Origin of the sequence: Pseudomonas sp. BIC9C (assembly GCF_034541995.1) — a bacterium.
Lineage (GTDB): Bacteria > Pseudomonadota > Gammaproteobacteria > Pseudomonadales > Pseudomonadaceae > Aquipseudomonas > Aquipseudomonas fluorescens_CC.
The window spans coordinates 118,325-139,090 of sequence record NZ_JAWDGM010000008.1 but is presented as its reverse complement, the minus strand read 5'-3'; the positions used below and the strand labels follow the sequence as shown (position 1 = coordinate 139,090).

At 58.4% G+C, this 20,766-nt stretch carries 13 protein-coding genes and 4 pseudogenes; 13 read left to right on the top strand and 4 right to left on the bottom strand.

The window, feature by feature from the left end; genetic code table 11:
• Positions 1 to 37 precede the first annotated feature (37 nt).
• Positions 38 to 817 carry a transporter substrate-binding domain-containing protein gene (locus tag RS887_RS28300; protein ID WP_322617977.1) on the bottom strand — a complete coding sequence of 260 codons (780 nt, stop codon included), beginning with the start codon at positions 815 to 817 and terminating at the stop codon, positions 38 to 40.
• Between the two features lie 598 nt (positions 818 to 1,415).
• Here RS887_RS28300 and RS887_RS28295 point away from each other — a divergent pair.
• From RS887_RS28295 to RS887_RS28270, 6 genes and pseudogenes are all read left to right on the top strand, one after another.
• Positions 1,416 to 2,489 carry an ornithine cyclodeaminase gene (locus RS887_RS28295; protein WP_322617976.1) on the top strand — a complete coding sequence of 358 codons (1,074 nt, stop codon included), beginning with the start codon at positions 1,416 to 1,418 and terminating at the stop codon, positions 2,487 to 2,489.
• Between the two features lie 33 nt (positions 2,490 to 2,522).
• Positions 2,523 to 2,609: pseudogene (locus tag RS887_RS28290) on the top strand (alpha/beta fold hydrolase); the annotation flags it as partial.
• A gap of 75 nt (positions 2,610 to 2,684) precedes the next feature.
• A complete protein-coding gene (locus tag RS887_RS28285) occupies positions 2,685 to 3,143 on the top strand; it encodes a hypothetical protein (RefSeq protein WP_322617975.1) in 459 nt (152 codons plus the stop codon).
• Between the two features lie 721 nt (positions 3,144 to 3,864).
• The gene (locus RS887_RS28280; protein ID WP_322617974.1) at positions 3,865 to 4,236 is read left to right on the top strand and encodes a hypothetical protein; all 372 of its coding nucleotides are present in this window, start codon (positions 3,865 to 3,867) and stop codon (positions 4,234 to 4,236) included.
• A 521-nt stretch (positions 4,237 to 4,757) separates the two neighbouring features.
• Positions 4,758 to 5,933 carry a PAS domain-containing sensor histidine kinase gene (locus RS887_RS28275; protein ID WP_322617973.1) on the top strand — a complete coding sequence of 392 codons (1,176 nt, stop codon included), beginning with the start codon at positions 4,758 to 4,760 and terminating at the stop codon, positions 5,931 to 5,933.
• Between the two features lie 150 nt (positions 5,934 to 6,083).
• A pseudogene (locus RS887_RS28270) lies at positions 6,084 to 7,519 on the top strand (IS1182 family transposase).
• A gap of 474 nt (positions 7,520 to 7,993) precedes the next feature.
• Here RS887_RS28270 and RS887_RS28265 read toward each other — a convergent pair.
• The gene (locus RS887_RS28265) at positions 7,994 to 8,518 is read right to left on the bottom strand and encodes a flavodoxin family protein (RefSeq protein ID WP_322617972.1); all 525 of its coding nucleotides are present in this window, start codon (positions 8,516 to 8,518) and stop codon (positions 7,994 to 7,996) included.
• 125 nt (positions 8,519 to 8,643) lie between these two features.
• Here RS887_RS28265 and RS887_RS28260 point away from each other — a divergent pair.
• A pseudogene (locus RS887_RS28260) lies at positions 8,644 to 8,952 on the top strand (LysR family transcriptional regulator); the annotation flags it as partial.
• Between the two features lie 186 nt (positions 8,953 to 9,138).
• Here the strand turns inward: RS887_RS28260 and RS887_RS28255 are convergent.
• Entirely contained in the window at positions 9,139 to 10,593 is a 1,455-nt protein-coding gene (locus RS887_RS28255) for a TrkH family potassium uptake protein (protein WP_322617971.1), read from the bottom strand.
• A gap of 509 nt (positions 10,594 to 11,102) precedes the next feature.
• Here RS887_RS28255 and RS887_RS28250 point away from each other — a divergent pair.
• On the top strand, positions 11,103 to 12,314 hold the full coding sequence (locus tag RS887_RS28250) for a patatin-like phospholipase family protein (RefSeq protein WP_322617970.1): 1,212 nt from the start codon (positions 11,103 to 11,105) through the stop codon (positions 12,312 to 12,314).
• A 103-nt stretch (positions 12,315 to 12,417) separates the two neighbouring features.
• Entirely contained in the window at positions 12,418 to 13,491 is a 1,074-nt protein-coding gene (locus tag RS887_RS28245) for an FAD-binding oxidoreductase (protein WP_322617969.1), read from the top strand.
• A gap of 518 nt (positions 13,492 to 14,009) precedes the next feature.
• Here RS887_RS28245 and RS887_RS28240 read toward each other — a convergent pair.
• Positions 14,010 to 14,960, bottom strand: coding sequence for a LysR family transcriptional regulator (locus tag RS887_RS28240; protein ID WP_322618099.1), 951 nt, complete (start codon positions 14,958 to 14,960; stop codon positions 14,010 to 14,012).
• A 401-nt stretch (positions 14,961 to 15,361) separates the two neighbouring features.
• Between RS887_RS28240 and RS887_RS28235 the strand changes: the two genes are divergently transcribed.
• The 4 genes and pseudogenes from RS887_RS28235 to RS887_RS28220 all read left to right on the top strand — a co-directional run bounded on the left by RS887_RS28235 (position 15,362) and on the right by RS887_RS28220 (position 20,728).
• Positions 15,362 to 15,691, top strand: a complete 330-nt coding sequence (locus tag RS887_RS28235) for a DUF485 domain-containing protein (RefSeq protein ID WP_322617968.1) — start codon at positions 15,362 to 15,364, stop codon at positions 15,689 to 15,691.
• Positions 15,688 to 17,337 carry a cation acetate symporter gene (locus tag RS887_RS28230; protein ID WP_322617967.1) on the top strand — a complete coding sequence of 550 codons (1,650 nt, stop codon included), beginning with the start codon at positions 15,688 to 15,690 and terminating at the stop codon, positions 17,335 to 17,337. The genes RS887_RS28235 and RS887_RS28230 overlap by 4 nt, the downstream gene beginning before the upstream one ends.
• A 169-nt stretch (positions 17,338 to 17,506) precedes the next feature.
• Positions 17,507 to 18,756: pseudogene (locus tag RS887_RS28225) on the top strand (OprD family porin).
• A gap of 268 nt (positions 18,757 to 19,024) precedes the next feature.
• A complete protein-coding gene (locus RS887_RS28220) occupies positions 19,025 to 20,728 on the top strand; it encodes an AMP-binding protein (RefSeq protein ID WP_322617966.1) in 1,704 nt (567 codons plus the stop codon).
• Positions 20,729 to 20,766 lie beyond the last annotated feature (38 nt).

The window sequence follows — 20,766 nt, the reverse complement described above, 5'->3', positions numbered from 1 at the left end:
CCCCGGTCGCTGCGACACAGCGACCGGGACACGAGGATCAGTTGTTGTAGAGGTCCAGATCACCGAAGTGTTTCTGCTGGATCTGCGCGTAGATGCCCTTGTCGTGCAGGGCCTTGATGGCGGCATTGAGCATGCCTTTGAGCTCTTCGTTGTCTTTGCGCACCCCGATGGCGATTTCCGAAGGCACCAACGGGTCGCTGATGCCTTCGCTGTTCTGGAAGTCCGCGCCTTGCGGCGAGGTCAGGAAACTCATCTGCGCTTGCAACTTGTCCTGGATCGACGCATCGAGACGGCCATACACCAGGTCGGCATAGACCTGATCCTGATTCTGATAAGCCCGCAGTTTCACCCCGCCCGGCCCCAGTTTGGCCTTGGCGTAGGTTTCCTGAATCGTGCCTTGCATGTAACCGATGGTTTTACCGCGCAACGACTCGGCCGTGGGCAGCAGTCCGGAGTCTTTGCGGGTGACGATGGCAGTCGGTCCGGCGTACAGGCGATCGGTAAAGTCGATCTGTTTTTTGCGCGTGTCGGTCACGGTCATCGAAGATTCGATGGCATCGAACTTGCCGGCCTTGAGCCCAGGAATCAGTCCGTCGAAGTCATTGCTGACCCACACGCAAGTCAGCTTCAGCTCGGCACATATCGCATTGCCCAGATCCACGCCGAAGCCCTGGACCCCGCCATCGGCCGTGGTGGATTCAAAGGGTGGGTAGCTTGGGTTGACGCCAAATCGCAGCTCCTTCCATTCCTTGGCGCTGGCGCCCGTGGTGCAGCACAGCAACGCGAGTGCCGGCAAAGTCAGCCATTTGATGTTCATCTTCTTGAGTCCCGGAGTATTTGGATTTATCGCGATCCGGCGCCTGCGTCGGACCACACTTTTTTGACAGGGGCAGAGAGTCGATGCGGTCTTCACCGCAGCCGTTTTTGTTGTTGTTTTCGACCGCAAGCAGCCAGTCGTCGGAGTCGCATTCCATCTCAAGCGGCGATCGACAAGCGCTTGAAACGGACCGCCAGAATGCCAATTGCGAGGAAGGAGCTGGTGTCGTAAGCCCTCGTTAAAACAGCGTGACTGTGCTGAACGAAGGGCTTTCACAGCCGATTCTGTTGTCTGCTGTAAATCACGGTTTCTCCCCTTAATGGGAGCGGCACAGGACATGTGATGCTCTTTGCAGCCTTCTTTATCTGCATGATGGTGCATCGTGAAGCACCAAGCCGATTCCGCTGTACGTGCCCTGTTTTTCGACTTCTCTCGCTGTATCCGGGGTCAGTATTGGCCGAAATCTTCTCGCCATTGCCTCGACAATGGGTCCGTCGCAAATACATGGCCCACCTCCTGAGTCGCAGCCGTCAAAGCGAAAGGCAGTCCAGGCCGGCACATCCGCCTCCCCCCAAAAAAGCGCCCAAAGGAACCCGAAATGACCCGTTACATCGACGTCAATGATCTGAGCCTTCTCGTCCAGGAAAAAGGCTTGCCTCGATGCCTGACCGAAATGGCCGAGTACATCCGTCAGGATTACGTACGCTGGCCGGATTTCGAAAAATGCGCGCGCCTGGCGAACCACTCACCCGAGGGCGTCATCGAGCTGATGCCCGTGTCTGATGCAGCGCTGTACGCCTTCAAGTACGTCAATGGACATCCGAAGAACACGCACAATGGCATGCTGACGGTCATGGCGTTTGGTGCACTGGGAGACGTCGATACCGGCAAGCCTGTGTTACTGAGTGAAATGACCCTGACGACCGCCATTCGCACCGCTGCCACTTCTGCGCTCGCGGCCCGCTACCTTGCCCGACCGGACAGTCGCCGCATGGCACTCATCGGCAATGGCTCACAGAGCGAATTCCAGGCCCTGGCATTTCATACACTGCTAGGCATTACTGAAATCAGCCTCTACGACATCGACCCTGCCGCGACGGCGAAGCTGGTAGCCAACCTGCGGGCCTACCCCGCCATCGCGGTGACTGTTGCCAAAACCGTCGCCGAAGCGGTACGGGGTGCCGATATCGTGACCACAGTCACGGCCGACAAGGCCTACGCAACCATTCTGACGCCTGAGATGATCGAGCCCGGGATGCACCTCAACGCAGTGGGCGGCGACTGTCCCGGCAAGACCGAGCTGCACCGGGACATCGTGGAGCGTGCGCGGGTCATGGTTGAGTACGAACCGCAGAGCCGCATTGAAGGCGAAATACAGCAGATGCCGGCCGACTCACCGGTTATCGAGTTCTGGAAAGTCATCAATGGCCAGACTCAAGGTCGCCAGCACGCCGAGGAAGTCACCCTGTTCGACTCGGTCGGCTTCGCCCTCGAAGACTACTCCGCCTTGCGCTATGTGCTGGATGTAGCCAGGACGCTCAACATTGGCAGCGACATCCAGCTCGTGCCAGAGCTGCAAGATCCCAAGAACCTGTTCTCGTTGCTGCAGCCTTCGGCAACAGCCGATGTGCAGCCCGTTCAACATGCGAGGTCAGCAGCGCTGGAGATTTGATCCCGACAGCAATCACATCGCGCGAGCACGCGTATTTTCTACAAGGACTGGGACATCGGTCAGCCCATCGTGTTCCATCACGGCTGGCCGCTGTCCGGCGATGACTGGGATACCCAAATCAGCCGCGACTTCGCACGAATGGTTCGCAGACAGGTCTGCTAGCATCCGCTTTTTGTATATTTCTGAGCTACCAGCATGCTACGGATCGCCGCCTGTTCCCTCCTGCTCACAATGGCTTCTCCATCGGTTCTGGCCGAACAGGTTTTCCAGTGTGGTGAAGCCACAGTCACTATGAGCGTCGACACGACCCTGCCATTACGATCGACTGAAGGCGCTGACGTCATGCTGCGTGTAGAACGAGGTCCGCGTTCGACGCTCCTGCGGTACAGCAACGTCGATTTCATTGGAGGCATGTGCGACACAGACGCGAGCAGCGCCCCACGAATCGTCTACCAAGCGGTATGCGCCGGTAGCGGTTGTGTCGATTTATCAAACTGGGGTGTTATCGATCCGGAGAGCTTGCAGGCGCTGCTCGTGCCTGCGGATGACAGCCTGGAACCTGCCACCCGCCTGCTCGGCCATCCGCCGGCGCTCAAGGGCACAAGGATGAATGTGAGCAACGAAGCACATCGACTAGGATTACCGACACCGTAATGGTCGCTCAGCAAGTCCGCCATGGGGCGGTTGCAACCTTTCGCGACGGGCTGCAATCGGCTGTGGATTCAACCGGTGGACAGATGAGTCCAACTTCCCGACCCCGCGCCACAACCACGGGAAGGCTCCGGTTTTTGTGAACGACCGGGATTGATTGCTTACCCGCCCAGTTCCGCCCCCCTCGTCAGTGTTGCGGACTGTGCGACAGATTTCGAAAAAAAATCGCAAACCCCACGACGCTTCGGGGCTTGCGACTCTTTGGCGATACGCCCCTCAAGTTCCCGGGACGTTTTCTACGGCCAGGCCTGCCGTGTTCATTACGGAACGTGCTGGCCTAGTTGTGTACCTCAGCCGCGTCGACATCCGGAGCGTCTGGGGCGTCCGCCACATCCTCTCGGGCATCTTTCGCTTCAACTTTGGCAGCCTCTCTGGCCTCCTTCGCCTCAACTTTGGCAGGCTCTCTGGCCTCTTTCGCCTCAACTTTTGCAGCCTCTCTGGCTGCTTTCGTGTCAGCTTTGGCGGCGTCCCTGGCTGCATCTGCGTCTGCCTTGGCGGCGTCTCTGGCTGCATCCGCCTTAGCTCTGGCGGCATCTCTGGTTGCATTGGCAGTAGCTTTTGCCGCATCCCGGGCTGCATCTGCGTCGTTTTTGGCAGCGTCCCGGGCTACATCGCCGGCGTCATTGTCATTGTCATTTGCGTTGTCATTTGCGTTGTCGTTGTCATGCGCATTGCCTGGGCCTCTGTTCCCGGCCATACCACCATGGTCAGCGTCGCCGCGCCCTGGGCCTCCATGACCGTCACCGCCATGGCCTGCTGCACCATGATCGCCACCCTCTCCATGGTCGCCGCCACCGTGACCGCCACCGCCTTCGCCGCCGTGACCGCCACCGCCTTCGCCACCGTGGCCGCCACCGCCTTCGCCGCCGTGACCACCGCCGCCGTGACCACCGCCTCCGGAGCCACCGCCACCGTGACCACCGCCACCACCTCCGCTGCCGCCATCTTTGGCATACACGCTGGAGAAACTACCGATGTAATCGGGCACCAGGACAGTCGATGCCGACAGGACTCCGCCAATTGCCAGAGCCAATAAACATTTTTTGAGCTGCATGTTGCAACCTCCGCTTGGAGTTGCGTCGTCATCTCCCTATCGAACGCAATGTCCAGTGAGTTCCCGGCCGCCCATTGGAGCGGCCAGCCAACCGGCACGAACATCAATCTGCAGCAATAACGAGCAACTGCGGTATCCGCACGATCCTTCAAAGCCAGTCAGTAACGTTGCGCGGGAAATTTTCCCACGCTTATGTTAGAGGAGTGCTTTCAGCCCGAGTTCAACAAATAAGTACCAGGACAAAGGCATGCGTTGAGCAAAAAATTCAACCTGCCCCATTGGAGCATCGCCCCTCAGCCGATTGGCTGGTTTAAAGAGATGAGTATTTTCAATGGGATAGACCAGGAGTCTGGCCTTCGGATTTACCTGGGGAACCAGGGTCAAATCAAAATCCCCCCCGAATGTCGAGGCCAATCACTGCGAAAGGGATAAATTTTGAGGGTCCTTGCGCGAGTCGTGCCTATAATTTTTCAGATATCGGCCCCATTGGTCAGTGAATACAAATGCCCGCAGATGACGACTCTCGGCCCGGTTCTGACGTTCTCTTCGACGAAGCTGACTGCGGCTTACTGCTGACCGCAGAAAATGGCGAGATCGTACAGGTCAACCTCAGGTTCTGCCGCTGGCTAGGCTACCGGCGAGAAGAGCTGCTCGGTCGTCACATCCAGGACTTGATGAGCCTCGAGGGAAGGACGTTCCACAAGATGTACTGGGCGCCCCTCATGCAGATACAGGGCGTCGTGGCTGACGTGAAGTTCGATCTCGTTCACTACAACGGACATTCCATTCCACTGATGCTCAGCGCCATCAGCTGTGAGCATTCTGCTGGCATATTTCATGAAATGACCCTGTTCAAAGCCGTGGACAGCCAAAAGTACGAGCGCGAACTGCTCAATGCCCGAATGCTTGCCGAAAGGCATTTGGCGAAACACCTCAAGGACCAACGCGTACTGGACATGACCCAGGACAAGTTGCGCATCACGTACGCTGCGGCTGAGGACCGGGCCCTGTTCGCCGAGCAGCTTATCGGGATTGTCAGTCATGACCTGCGCAACCCGTTATCGGCCATAAAGATGGCGACGGAACTGCTGGGCCGCAGGGAGATGGATGCTAAACAGGTGCAGATACTTGGCCACATTACCCATTCGGCAGAGCGTGCGCAGCGCCTGGTGGCCGATCTGCTGGATTTCACCTTGACTCAGGTCGGGCGAGGTATCTCGGTCCTGCCCAAACCCGTCGATTTACACGAACTGGTGGCCGATTGCCTGGACGAGTTGAGCCTGGCTTTTCCCAGGCATGAGTTGACCCATCTGCGGTATGGGCAAGGGGATTTTTCTGCAGACAGTGATCGACTCTATCAGCTCATCGGCAACCTGGTCGCCAATGCAGTCGCCTACGGCGCCGCCGATAGCGAAGTCACCGTTTCTACACGCATTGAAGATCAAGCGGTCATTATTACCGTGCACAATTCTGGCACCCCTATACCTGAGGCGTTGCTTGGGGATTTGTTCGAGCCGATGATCCGAGGCAGTCATGACAATGCCGAACTCAGAAGTGTCGGGTTAGGTCTGTTCATCGTTCGGGAGATCGTAAAGGCGCACTACGGCGAAGTGGCTGTCACTTCTACTCTCACCAACGGTACAACATTCACTGCAACCTTTCCTCGCACCTTGAATTAGCCTGGATTGCCCCTCACTCAGCCTCATCGCCCCTCCATTACTAGCCGACGATACGATAGCCTGGCGGACTGGCCGCTGTGGGTCCAGGCTGTGTGAAAACGCCAGTGTTTGTCTAACCTTCTGATCGTCTAGATCGTATTGGGGGCGATCATGAAGCGATTCATTGAAGGTGAGGCGCGGACGCAAGTCACGTTGCTGCCTGAGTGCTTGGACGATTACGTAGCCGAAGAAAATCCAGTGCGAGTGGTCGACGTTTTCGTCGATGAACTCGACCTGTGTGCGCTTGGATTTGAAGGTGTTGATCCTGCTGCAACGGGGCGTCCTGCCTACCATCCAGCGATCTTGCTGAAGATCTGTATCTACGGCTACCTGAATCGGATTCAGTCCAGCCGCCGGCTGGAACGGGAGGCCGAGCGCAATGTCGAGTTGATGTGGCTCACGGGGCGCTTGGCTCCGGACTTCAAACCATTGCCGACTTTCGCAAAGACAACGGCAAAGCCATTCGCAGCGTCTGTCGGCAATTCGTAGTGCTTTGCCGCAACCTCGACCTCTTCTCCCAATCAATCATTGCCATCGATGGCAGCAAATTCAAAGCCGTCAATAATCGCGACCGTAACTTCACCCAGGGCAAAGTGAAGGCACGCATGCAGCAGATCGAACAGAGCATTGACCGTTATCTGGCGGCGATGGATTCGGCGGATCGGGCAACCCCCGAAGTAGCCGAGGCCAAGGCCGAGCGGTTGAAAGAAAAGATAGAAACGCTGAAAAAGCAAATGCAGAAACTCAAGGACATCGAGGCGCAGCTTCACGACAGTCCAGACCAGCAAATCTCTCTTACCGATCCAGATGCACGCTCAATGGCCACGAGCGGCCGAGGTACCGGAACGGTTGGCTATAACGTACAAACAGCCGTCGACGAAAAGCACCATCTGATCATTGCCCATGAGGTGACCAACGTTGGCAATGACCGGACGCAACTCAGCAATATGGCGAACCAGGCGCGTGAAGAGATCGGCGCTGAGTCGCTGACGGTGGTCGCCGACCGAGGCTATTACAAAGGGTTGGAAATCCTTGCCTGCGAGCAGGCGGGTATCACCACCTTCGTACCGAAACCCCTGACATCAGGCAGCAAAGCCGAAGGCCGATTTGGTAAGCAGGACTTCATCTACGTTGCTGCATCGGACGAGTATCGATGCCCTGCGGGGCAGTTACTGACCAGGCGGCATTCGTCGATGGAAGACGGCATGTTATTGCATTGTTACTACTTCTCTGGCTGCCAATCCTGCTCAATGCAAAAGCAATGTACGACGGGTAAGGAGCGCCGGATAAAGCGCTGGGAACATGAAGCCGTAGTCGATGCGATGCAGGCTCGGCTGGATCATGATCCAACGATGATGAGGCGTCGCCGGCAGACCGTTGAACATCCTTTTGGAACGCTCAAATACTGGATGGGGAGTACCCACTTCCTGACCAAAACCCTGCCGAGGGTAAGCACCGAGATGAGCCTTCATGTGCTCGCCTACAACCTCAAGCGAATGATGAGCATCTTCGGCATCGCAGGATTGCTTGAAGCGATCAGGGCGTGAATCCAGCCGCGTGATCGGCCGTGATCGGTGATTTGGGCCGCTGGCGCGGCCCAAACCGCATTTACGAACACCCATGTAACTGACTAGGGCAATTCGCTCTTCCGTCTGCTGTTTCGCAGGCAACGCACGCAACTCTCCGCTATCGACGTACTCAGTGCGTTTTCACACAGCCTGGGTCGAAAGCGGCCGCCCGGTTGGTTGAAATCAAGCCAGGCCCAAGCCCGCCTGACAATGGCAAATGTAAATTCTGCAGATAGACCGCTTTGGAAGAACAACCGGACTTTATCGTGCCGAAAATCGAGGCATTTCTGGTCGAGAAAAACTGACAAAAAACCGATGTACGATCGCGCTCTCCGGGTGATGAGCCATCGTACATCGGCAGTTAAACACTCGCCGGGGGTCATTCCACGGCGTGACGACCCGCAGCCATCTGACGGGCTACCTTTGCCACACGGCCACCGAGGTGTTCGGCGGTCAGCAGGTCCGCTTTCGGTGGACCGAATTCAGCACTGACGTCCGCATCGGACTGGGCTGCTGCCCGAGCCAGAAGCTGTGGCGGTTGAGCATGTCTTCCGTTGTTTTGGTGCTGTTGTGACCCGGTGGAAGACCCAAGTTGATCCAGTGCATGCCGTGCTGCGCGGCGAAGATCGACAGTTGCTGCAAGGTTGCCAGCTTGTCACCGGAACGGGAGGCGGCATTGGTAAAACCTGCGGCAATCTTGTTGCCCCATACGCCACCCTTGGCGAAGACAGTCCGCGAGGTCGCGTCCATGAATCCTTTGAACTGGGCGGAAGCGCTACCCATGTAGGTTGGAGAGCCGAAGATGATGGCGTCAACACCTTCCAGGGTTTCCCAGTATTGGTCGATATCGTCAACACTGATCAGCAAGGCTTCGGTACCGGCAACACTGCCTGCGCCTTTAGCAACGGCCTCAGCCTGTTTGGCGGTGTGACCATAGCCACTGTGGTAAACGACGGCAACGCGGGTAATGTCAGCCATGGTGCAATCCTCGGTAGTGATCAGTAGGTCCGCCCATGATTGGTTGCGGATTGAGAGTGATCATCTGCCGATACCATTCGAATGACGCACCAGGTTTCTGGCCTATTCGTTCGATGATTTCGAACATGTTGTCGATTGAAAACCAGTGCTATTGGAAGCCATCCGCGCAACCGGCAGCCTGTCGCGGGCGGCGGCGCATTTGGGTAAGGTGCCGTGAACGGTGTCCTATGCAGCGCGACAACTGGAGGGGCGCTTTGATGCACTGCTCCTTGACCGCCGCCGCTACAGGTTACAGCTCACCCCCGGCCGGTGAATTGCTGTTCAACGAAGCGGTGCGGCTGATGCAAGACGTCTCTCGCCTGACCCAATGGGTTCAGCAAGTGGCGAGTAGCTGGGAGAGCCGCCCTCGGAAAATACTAAACTACGAAACGCTCGCTGAACGATTTAGCCAATCTGTTGCGTCGACCGGTTGAATCCACAACCAAGAGCGGTCAGTCGTGACTTTGTCTTCGCCGCGTTTCTAAAACGCAACATTGTCGCTGGCGAGATTACGTAAACCAGCGGCAAACCATTCGACTGCCACCCATGCACCTTTTAGACTCAGAGCCCTGCAAAGTGGGTCAATACCTCCAGAAAACGGGAGTTACGAGCACCAATACAGTCAGGATTTCCAGTCTCCCCAGTAGCATTCCAACGGTCAGTAGCCATTTGGCGGCATCCGGTAATGAGGAGAAATTACCTGCTGGCCCAATGATCGTGCCAAGCCCTGGCCCGACGTTACACACCGCAGTAGCGGCACCGCTCAACGCTGTTGTCCAATCAAGCCCAATGAGAGCCAAGCCCAAGGCGATGGCAGCAATGGTGATGGTGAAGAAAAACGAGAAGGTCAAAAGCGAGCGCAAGATATCCTCGTCGATGGGATGACCGTTGTACTTCTTCTGAATCACGGCTCGAGGATGGATCAACTGCTTCAAACTACTGACCAGCAGAGCGGCAGCAACCTGAAAACGGAAGATTTTGAGACCGCCGGCAGTGGAGCCGGAACATCCACCCACGAAGGTCAAATAGAAAAACAGCAAGACAGCGAAGCTGCCCCACAAAGTGTAATCGCCAACCGCAATTCCGGTGGTCGTGACGACCGAGGTCACATTGACCGCCACGATACGAAACGCATCCCACCATCCGTAATCGCTGTGAAAGCACAGCCAGGTACCCACAGCCAGCGAAGTGACGAGCAAGAATCCAATAAATCCGCGTACCTGGTGATCCTGAACCAGCGCACGCCGATGGCCCCGCAATGTCGCGACGTACAATGTGAACGGCAGGCTGCCCAGAATCATGATGGCCACTGCCACCCAGTGAATCGCTGGTTGCGTCCAATGCCCAAGTGAGGCGTCCGAAGTTGAGAATCCCCCGGTAGAGATCAACGACATTGCATGGTTAACCGCTTCAAATGGCGTCATTCCCGCAATCCAGAGCGCGACAGCTCCGATACTGGTAAGTCCCAGATAGAGCAAAAGGATGTACTTGGCTGCCACATGGGAACGTGGCGTCACTTTCTCCGACCAGTCTGAGGACTCTGTCTGGAACAGCCGCATGCCGCCTACTCGCAACAGTGGAAGGATCGCCACAGCCATGCCGATAAAACCGATGCCTCCCAACCAATGCAGCATGGAGCGCCATATCAGCAAGCCGGGAGATGAGGTATCCAAACCGGTGAGTACAGTCGAGCCAGTGGTTGTGATGCCAGACATCGTTTCAAAGAACGCGTCGGTGTAGCTGATATGGCTGATGAACACCATTGGCAACGCTGCGAAGGTACACACAACTACCCAACTGCCAGTAGTCAGCAGGTACATATCTCTCGGGCGAAGCTGGCCAATATCCGGGCGCCCCCGCACGATCAACAGGAGGCCGAAAATGAAGGTAATCAAACTCGACCAGAGAAAGGCCGACAGATCGTCGCTACGCTCATAGGCCACCAGTGTGATCATGGGAATAGCCATGCTTATGGCCAGCGTGATCAGAAAAATGCCTAAGATGAAGGCGATAAGCCGAATAGCTGCGAGGGACATAACAGAGCGTTCCAAATTAGCACCGCGCAGTATTAGATACCCAACGTCAAGGCCCCGTAAATTTAGCGTAAAATTTCTACGGGCAATCCCTCAGGCTGCGTACCTCGGAGGGTTTTCCATGAGTCAATCGTGTTCACAGACGAGCAACGGGACTTCATCCGGGCAGTCTTCACCTCTGATTCATCACTACAGCGTGCGCAAGTTGATGGCGAAACTCGTCAGAGAGACTCCGAAAGTTTGTGCAAACACTGTTCCTTTTAAGATGTGACCCGTCCTGAATATTACGTTCTGCCCCTTAACCTGGAAACTTCAAGGGCTTTCGTATAGAGCCTGGAGTGCGCGGCCAATGAGTTTTTTTATCATGTAAAGGAGCGCAAAATGAGCAACCTGGCGTTCGAATGACGTGTCGCAGTCGACTGGCGCGTAGTCATCTCGGGCACGATGGGTAAGGACTTTCTCGGGTAGGATGAGCGCGCTTGCTGTCGACTGCAGGGGCCGGAGGAGGCGTTTTGAAACCATTCCCGCTCAGACCAGGCGCCTCAACTCTGAACATGTTCCTGCAAGGGGGCTTGCCACGCCGTGATGCTGTGCCGCAAACGTTAACGGAAAAAGCGGTGATCCCAGGCATTCCCAATGCTCGCTATTGGTTGGACCACGACCTGACTCTGTTCATTCAGGATGCAATTGAGGGCAACAAACGCGAGAGCGAGGCTCTGGCCAGGGCCGGGAAACCGAACAACATCCTGCCGCAGGCAAGTATGCTGGCAGTTTCGGGAGGCGGTGACGCAGGCACATTCGCAGCGGGACTCATTACGGGGTGGACCACGCATGGGACTCGACCCATGTTCAAGGTCGTCACGGGCATTAGCGCGGGCGCCCTGCTCGCCCCGTTCGCTTACCTGGGATCCGAGTACGACGACGTCATTCGGTATATCGCCAACGCCATCGGTCCAAAAGACGTTTTTCATTCGCGAAACGTGCTGACCCGACTTGCTAGCGACGGTATTGCGGACAACAAGCCACTGTCGCGGCTCATTGCTAAGTACGTCACTGCGGAGATTCTTGCGGCGATTGCGTCGGAATACGCCAAAGGACGAATCCTGCTGATCGGCACAACCGACCTTGATTCAGGGCGGCCAGTCACTTGGAACATGGGCACTATTGCCTCTAGCGAAGCACCGGGAGCGCTCGACCTCTTCCGCAACATCATGATCGCGTCGATGAGTATTCCCGGCGCAGTCTCGCCCGTGATGATCGATGTGGACGTTGACGGCAAACAGTTTCAGGAAATGCACGTGGACGGCGGGGTAATCACTCAGGTGTTCCTTTACCCACCTGGCACCAAGATGGCGCTGAACAGAGCCACCGGAGCACCTTTGCGACTCGAACGTCATTTCTATGTCATTCGTAATGGGTCACTGGAGCCGCAGTGGTCCGGGACGAAACGCCGTACATTGAGCATCGGCGGTCGAGCCATCAGTGCATTGATTCAAACTCAGGGGATCAGCGACCTGGAGCGAATCTACCGTATGGCGCAGCAAGATGGAGCGGATTTCAATCTTGCGTACATTGGCTCCGACTTTTACTTTCCGCACAATCAGAAATTCGATGGCGAGTACATGAAGCGTTTGTTCGATTACGCCTTTCAACTCAGCGCGAAGGGCTATGCGTGGCATAAATCGCCGCCCTCGGAAAACACTGGACTACGAAGCACCCGCTGAGGGATTGGGCCAATCTGTTGCATCGATCGGTTGAACCCTCAGCCAGAAGCGGCCACTCCTCCGGCTGTCGTACCATCGTCAGATCGACAGAACGGAGGTTGATATGAGAAATGGTGCAGGCAAACGAGTCGTTGTCATTGGCGCAGGCATAGTGGGCGCGTCCTTGGCGTATCACCTGGCTGGCAAAGGTGCCAACGTCATCCTGGTCGAGGCTGAAGACATAGCGTCCGGCGCGACAGGGCGCTCTTTCGCATGGATCAACACCTCCCACAACGGGCCTGACTCCATCGCGCAGTTGCGTGGTGCAGCCATCGAAGAGTACCGCCGACTCCAAACTGAGCTGCCCAGTCTGGAGGTACGATGGACGGGTTCCCTGTCTTACAGCGCGAGCTTGGGTGAGGTGCCGCAAGCTTCAGGTCAACAGCCTTCGGCAACTCTAGTATCCCGCTCCCGGATTCTCGGCCTGGAGCCGAACCTCAAGAATCCCCCTCAGCATGCCTTGTATGAAGCCGAAGAAGGCGCGCTGGACGCCGTGCAAGCAACCCATGCCTTGATCGCAGGTGCCCAGGCTCATGGGGCGAAGGTTTTCACACAGACTCGAGTGCTCAGCTTCATGACCCGGAGTGCAAAGGTGACCGGAGTTGAAACCGTAATGGGCAACATTGAGGCCGACATTGTCGTACTGGCAGCAGGGACTGGCATCACACACCTGACACAGACGCTGAACGCGTCCCTTCCAATAGAAGCCTCTCCTGCAATATTCATCCGCTACAAGACACAGCCCAACCTCGTGAAAACCATCATCTCCAGCCCTGAAATGGAAGTGAGGCAATGCACGGATGGTAGGTTACTGGCGGCGGAAGATTATTTGGGAGACGCTTTGGAAAACCAGCCGGAAGCGACGGCGCTACGAACCGCCGGGGCCATCCAGAACGAACTCTACGGGGTTGTTTCCATTGAGCCGGAATTGGCGTGTGTCGGACTAAGGCCAATACCTGTCGATGGCACCCCCATCATCGGCTATCTACCCAATATTGGCGGTGTGTACATTTGCTCGATGCATCCTGGCGTCACCCTGGCGGCGATAGTGGGCCGACTTGCCAGCGAGGAGATCATCGACGATAAGGCATCTGCTGCACTTGACCCATGCCGTCCCGAGCGATTTCTCCGAGCGTAGGGCACTTATCTTTGTCCTCAGTACAACACTCGTGATCACCAGCCTGAGTTCGAAACTGAGCTCTTCTGGCCAAGTCTCGCAACCTGTCACCGGCTGCTTTGGATCGACTCCGGTCAGGCGTGACAGGCAGTGATCGGCCATGAGCGAACACTCCTTGGCATAGCGTCCGTTTAGGGGTAGCCAGGTCCGCCACGTCGGGGCGTACCGAACCGCCTGCCTATGCCCAGAAATAAACACGAATCCTCAGCGCCCAGAAGACTCATCGCACTTAAGTCAGGGCCTACACTTCCATCCAGTATTCAGAGTTGGCTGCAGTCGTTTACTCGTCGCCCACCTGCGCAGTACGTGAACAAGTGCCTGATTCCGACACCCCTTGCCGGCAGACGATAGACGCTCCGAACTTGTTTTCTTACTCTCCCCTGGGTCGACGCTCCACGCTTCACCTCGGCCTAACCAGTCTTGCCACTGCACATCCGCCGCCGGACGCGTACTGGTTGGTCACTGACCAGAGTCGCAACTCAGGGCGACGGCAGATAGGCCATCGTGCGCGACTCGCCCATCAGCAGCGGATGATTGAGCTCTGCGCAGGCGCGCAGGTAATCGGCGACCAAGGTGATCCGCTTGAGCTTGCGCAGATCCTCGCTGTAGTACATCCAGAACTGTCGAGTGACCTCCACCTGGTCCGGCAGCACTTCGCACAGGCGCGGGTCCGGACCGGCGAGGAAGCAGGGCAAAATGGCCAGCGCGCGCCCTTCCAGCGCCGCATGGTACTGGGAGACTACGCTGGTGCTGCGCAGGCGGCTGTGCGCGCCGGGCAGCAGGTCGTTCAGGTAAAGCAGCTTGAAACTGAAGGCCAGATCCTCGACATAGGTCACGAACGGGTGATCCGCCAAGTCCTCGCTACTGGTAATCGGCGGATGATTGACCAGGTACTCCGGTGTCGCATACAGACGCAAGCGGTAGTCGCACAGACGCGAGCACACATAGGGACCGCGCTCGGGACGCTCCAGGGTGATGGCGATGTCCGCCTCGCGTCGTGACAGGTTGATGAAGTGCGGGACCGGCAGGATGTCCACCGAGATATTCGGATAGTGGATGATGAAGTGACTCATCTGCGTGGTGATGAAGCAGGAACCGAAGGCTTCGGTACAGCCGATCCGCAGGTGCCCGGCGAGCCCCCCGGTGGTTCCGGAAACCTGCTCGCAGGCTGCCAGCAACGTACTTTCCAGGGTTTCGGCGTGGCTGATCAGCCGTTGCCCCTCGACCGTCAGGACGAAGCCCGCCGTTCGTGACTTCTCGAACAACAGGGCGCCCAGGCTTTGCTCAAGGGCGCGGATGCGCCGCGACACCGTGGTGTAGTCCACCCCCAGGCGGCGTGCGGCACCACTGGCGGTGCGGGCACGGGCGACCTCGAGGAAGAAGCGCATATCGTCCCAATTCACATGACTTTTCGTTGTGCGTTTTTGCATATTCATCAGGCTTTTCTGCCAATACATATTAGATATTTGCAACCATATACTCGCATTCAGCCTGGTTTGACCAGCACCGTTTGCCAGCCAGCAAGGTCCCCAACTCAATCAGGACTGACAGCATGAATGCAGGGCGGAACGTCGGCTTTCAAACCGAAAAAAGGCAACGGCGAGGCAGAGAAATCACAGCCAGATGTTTGCCCGCCGAGGACTCATGCGGCGAGCACCCTGTCGACGCGATGCCTGTGACATTCCACCCTCCCCTCGCCTCGGGAGGATCACCAGGGAGGCAATGACTCCAGCAGCATTCAGGCGACGCCCCGCTTCGGGTCGTCGCTCGGGTACCCGTACGCCCCTGAAAAGGCCGACAAACAAAAACAAATAAAAAGCGGAGCCTCACCATGACGACTGACCATCCGAACCACGCCCGGACCTGCGCCCAGGTCAGGGCCAATCCCAAGTTCCAGCGCCTCACCCGCCAGCGCTCGCTGCTGGCCTGGTCACTGAGCGGCGCGGTCCTGGCCGTCTATTACAGCTTCATCATGGTAGTGGCCTTCGCCCCTGCCTGGCTGCACCTGCCACTGTACGACGGCAGTCACCTCAGCCTCGGCATGCCGATTGGCGTGGCAATTATCTTGCTGTCCTGGTTGCTTACCGCCTGGTACGTGCACACCGCCAACACTCGCTTCGACGCGCTCAGCGCACAGATCCTCCAGGAGACCCGCGCATGAAACGCCTACTCGCCCTGCTCGCCCTCAGCCCCCTGCTGGCCAACGCCGCCCCCATCACCGCCGAGAAGCAACCGCTCAATGTGCATGCCATCGGCATGTTCTTCGTCTTCGTCCTCGCCACTTTGCTGATCACCTGGTGGGCGTCGCGCCGCACGCGTTCCGCTGCTGACTTCTACAGTGCCGGTGGCGGTATCACGGGGTTTCAGAATGGCCTGGCGATCGCCGGTGACTATATGTCTGCAGCCACTTTGCTGGGCCTCTCGAGCCTGGTGTTCACCAAGGGCTATGACGGCTTCATCTATATCATCGGCTTCTTCGTCGGCTGGCCCATCGTCACCTTCCTGATGGCCGAGCGCTTGCGCAACCTGGGCCGCTACACCTTCGCCGATATCGTCTCCTTTCGCCTGGATCAGACTCGCGTGCGCAGCTTCGCCGCCCTCGGTTCGCTGACGGTGGTGTGTTGCTACCTGGTGGTGCAGATGGTCGGTGCCGGCCAGTTGATCAAGCTGCTGTTTGGCCTCGACTATCGCACGGCGGTGGTGGTGGTTGGCCTGCTGATGCTGGTCTACGTGATCTTCGGCGGTATGCTCGCCACCACATGGGTGCAGATCACCAAGGCAGTCCTGCTGCTGGCTGGCGGCACAACCCTGATGGTTATGGCCATGAGTCGCTTCGGCTTCAGCTTCGAGACGCTGTCGGCACAGGCCGTGGCGGTGCACGCCAGTGGTGTGCAGATTATGGGCCCGGGCACCTTGCTGGCCGACCCGATCAACGCGGTATCACTGTCCCTTGGCCTCGTCTTTGGCATCGCCGGTCTGCCGCATATCCTGATGCGCTTCTTCACCGTGCCCAATGCCAAGGAGGCACGCAAATCGGTGCTATTCGCCACGGTGTTCATCGGCTTCTTCTTCCTCGTGGTCTGCATCCTGGGCTACACCGCGATCGTCATCGTCGGCACGGACCCACAGTACTACGTCGACGGTAAGCTCGGCGGCGCCATGATCGGCGGCGGCAACATGGTGGCCATGCACCTGGCCAAAGCGGTGGGCGGCAATCTGTTTCTCGGATTCCTCTCCGCCGTAGCCTTCGCCACCATCCTTGCAGTGGTGGCCGGCCTGGCCCTGGCTGGCGCCTCGGCCATCTCCCACGACCTTTATGCCTCAGTACTGAAGAAGGGCAACGCCGACGAGAAGCAGGAAATGCGCGTGTCGCGCATCGCCACTGTCTGTCTGGGCATTGTCGCGATTTCCCTCGGCATTCTGTTCGAGGGCCAGAACATCGCCTTCCTCGTCGGCCTGACGTTCGGCATAGCGGCCTCCGCTAATTTCCCGGTATTGATCATGGCCATGTATTGGGGTGGCCTGACCACCCGTGGCGCCCTCTACGGTGGCCTGACCGGCCTGATCAGTGCTCTGGCCCTGGTCATCGGCTCACCGTCGGTATGGGTCGGTGTATTGGGCCATGCCCAAGCGATCTTTCCTTACGACCAGCCGGCGCTGTTCTCCATGCCTTTGGCCTTCCTGGTCATCGTGGTCGCGTCCAGACTGGACCGCAGCGAGCGCGCCGACCGTGAGCGCGCGGCCTACGCCGATCAGTTCGTCCGCGCCCAGACCGGCCTGGGCGCTGCCATGGCCAGCAGTCACTAACGCCGCAGCTTTGCGGGGCCAACGGCCCCGAGCGCAAGTCCGCTCCTTTACTTCGCGCTTTTTTACTCACGCCCTGCACCGCCTGGCGCAGGGCACCGCCACAGAGCCCTCCCTCCACCGGCCCCGGCCAGTGCGGGAACGGCTTGCCTATAACAACAAGAGGCATGCAATGAAACCCACCCTTTTCACTCTGTTCCTGGCAGGCAGCAGCCTTGCCACCCAAGCCCACGCAGACTTCCTCGCAGACAGCAAGGCTAAACTGGAATTGCGCAACTTTTACTTCAATCGTGACTATCGTCAGGCAGGTGCCGCCCAGTCCAAGCAAGAGGAATGGGCCCAGGGTTTGCTGCTGCGCTACGAATCCGGCTACACCGATGGCACGGTCGGCTTCGGTATCGACGCCCTCGGTCTGCTCGGCGTCAAGCTCGATTCCAGCCCCGATCGTGCCGGCTCCGGTCTGCTCAAGCGCGATAACGAATCGCCCAGGCGCGCCAAGGACGAATACGGCGAGCTGGGCCTGACCGCCAAGATCAAGACCTCGAACAGCGTGCTCAAGCTCGGTACCCTGACACCCCGGTTACCGGTGCTGCTGGCCAATGACTCGCGCCTGCTGCCACAAACCTTTCGAGGTGGCCAACTGAACGTTCAGGAGATCAAGGACCTGACCATCGATGCCGGGCACCTGGATCGGGTTAACCAGCGCGATTCCTCGGACTACGAGAAAATGGGGATTACCACCACCGGTGCCAAAGGCATCGTCAGCGGCCAGGCGCGCAGCAATGCCTTCGATTTCGCCACCCTGGCCTACCAGTGGAACGACCGGTTGAACACGAGCTACAGCTACGGTGGCCTGGACAACTTCTACCACCAGCACCAACTCAACCTAGTCCAGGTGCTGCCGCTGGGCGAGGGACAGTCGCTCAAGAGCGACCTGCGCTACGCCCGATCCACCGACGACGGCAGTAGCAACATCGACAACACGGCGCTTGGCGCTCTGTTCACCTACGCCCTCGGTGGCCATGCCTTCGGTCTCGGCTACCAGCGCATGAGCGGCGATACCGGTTTCGCCTACGTCAACGGCAGTGACGCTTTCCTCGTCAACTTCGTGCAGATCGGTGACTTCGCCAACAAGGACGAACGCTCCTGGCAGGCGCGCTACGACTACAACTTCGCTGCGCTCGGAGTTCCCGGCCTGACCTTCATGACCCGCTACCTATCGGGCGACAACATCGATCTGGTGCCCGCAAGCCCGACGGCCGCGAATGGGAACGTGATACCGACATCGGCTACGTGGTGCAGGACGGGCCACTGAAGAACGTCGGCCTCAAGTGGCGCAACGCAACGGTGCGCACCTCCCACTTCGGTAACGAGCTCGATGAGAACCGCCTGATCCTCAGCTATACCCTGGCGCTCTGGTAAATACCCCCGCCAGCCGGGGGCCGCGCCCATCGTCTGACGATGCAATCAGCCCCCGACTGGCGCGGAATATCCATGACTTTTTTGCACAACGCACCGGTTTTTATGAGCATTCTTATTTGATTTTTGCATGCCTATACTCGGTTTTACCGCCTGGTCATGAACCGGCTCAGACCCGATAAAAACAAACAAGGGCCCCCACCGTGAAGACATTCATGCTTACCGCCGTCTCCTCGCTATCAAGTACCCGCACGGGTCTCGGGAGACTCCAATGAACAGCCATTGCCAACCTTTCCTCGCCGCTCGGGACTTCCTGCTGGCCCACCGTACCGACTACGACACTGCCGTGCGTGACTTCCGCTGGCCGCAACTCGACGAATTCAACTGGGCTGTGGACTACTTCGATGCAATGGCACAGGACAACCAGGCCAACGCTCTCTGGATAGTCGAAGAAGACGGCAGCGAACAGCGCTACAGTTTCCAGCAATTGGCCTCGCGCTCCAATCAGGTGGCCAATCACCTGCGTGCCCTTGGCGTCCGCCGCGGTGAACGCATCCTGCTGATGCTTGGTAACGACGTCGCCCTGTGGGAAACCATGCTGGCTGCCTTCAAGCTCGGCGCCGTGGTCATCCCCGCCACCGCCCTGCTGACCGCCGATGACCTGCGTGACCGCATCGAACGTGGCCAGGTTCGCCATCTGGTGGTCGGCAGCGCCCATGTGGACAAGTTCGTCGGGTTGGGTGAAGGCTGCAGCCGCATCTGTGTTGGCCCGGCCCCCGCCGACTGGACCCCGCACAGCGCCGCCAGCGAATACTCCGAAGAGTTCGAAGTCGAGGGCCGCACGCTGGCCACCGACCCGATGCTGCTGTACTTCACATCCGGCACTACCTCCAAGCCGAAGATGGTGTTGCACAGTCACCAGAGTTACCCGGTCGGCCACCTTTCGACCATGTACTGGATCGGCCTGCAGCCAGGCGACCTGCATCTGAATATCTCGTCACCGGGCTGGGCCAAGCACGCCTGGAGCTGCCTCTTCGCACCGTGGAACGCCGGCGCCTGCATCTTCATCCACAATGTCGCACGCTTCAGCGCTCCAGCCCTGCTCGGCGCTTTGGAACGCTACGGCGTCACCAGCCTGTGCGCGCCGCCCACGGTGTGGCGCATGCTGATTCAGGAAGACCTGGCCAGCTACAAGACACGCCTGCGCCTGCGCGAACTGGTGGGCGCCGGTGAACCGCTGAACCCGGAGATCATCGAGCAGATCCTGCATGCCTGGGACTTGCCGTTGCGTGACGGCTTTGGCCAGTCGGAAACCACCGCCCTGGTCGGCAACACGCCCGGCCAACAGCTCAAACCCGGCTCCATGGGCCGTCCACTGCCGGGCTACCGGGTGACCATGCTCGACCCCGACGGGGTGCCGGGCAACGAGGGGGAAGTGGCGCTGCCGCTGGACGTGCGTCCGCTCGGACTGATGTTGTGCTACGAGGACAGCCCGGAGAAAACCGCCGAAGTGATGCGCGACGGCTATTACCGCACCGGCGATACCGCGCAGATCGATGAGGATGGCTATGTAACCTTTGTCGGCCGCGCCGACGATGTGTTCAAAGCCTCCGACTACCGCATCAGTCCCTTCGAGCTGGAAAGCGCATTGATCGAGCACCCGGCGGTGATGGAAGTGGCCGTGGTGCCAAGCCCGGACCCACTGCGCCTGGCCGTGCCCAAGGCGTTTCTGATCCTGGCCCATGACGAACCCGGGAGCGCCGAGTTGGCCGGCAATATCCTCGCCTTCGCCCGCGAGCACCTGGCGCCCTACAAGCGGGTACGACGCATTGAGTTCGTCACCGAGCTGCCCAAGACCATCTCCGGCAAGATCCGCCGGGTAGAACTGCGGCAGATGGAAACGCAGCGCCGTCAGAGCGACGCGCGCGGCCCACAAGAGTACTTCGAAGAAGACTTCCCTCAGCTCAAGGGCTGAACCGGGGCCGGTACGCCGGCCTTTCCGAATTCAAATCC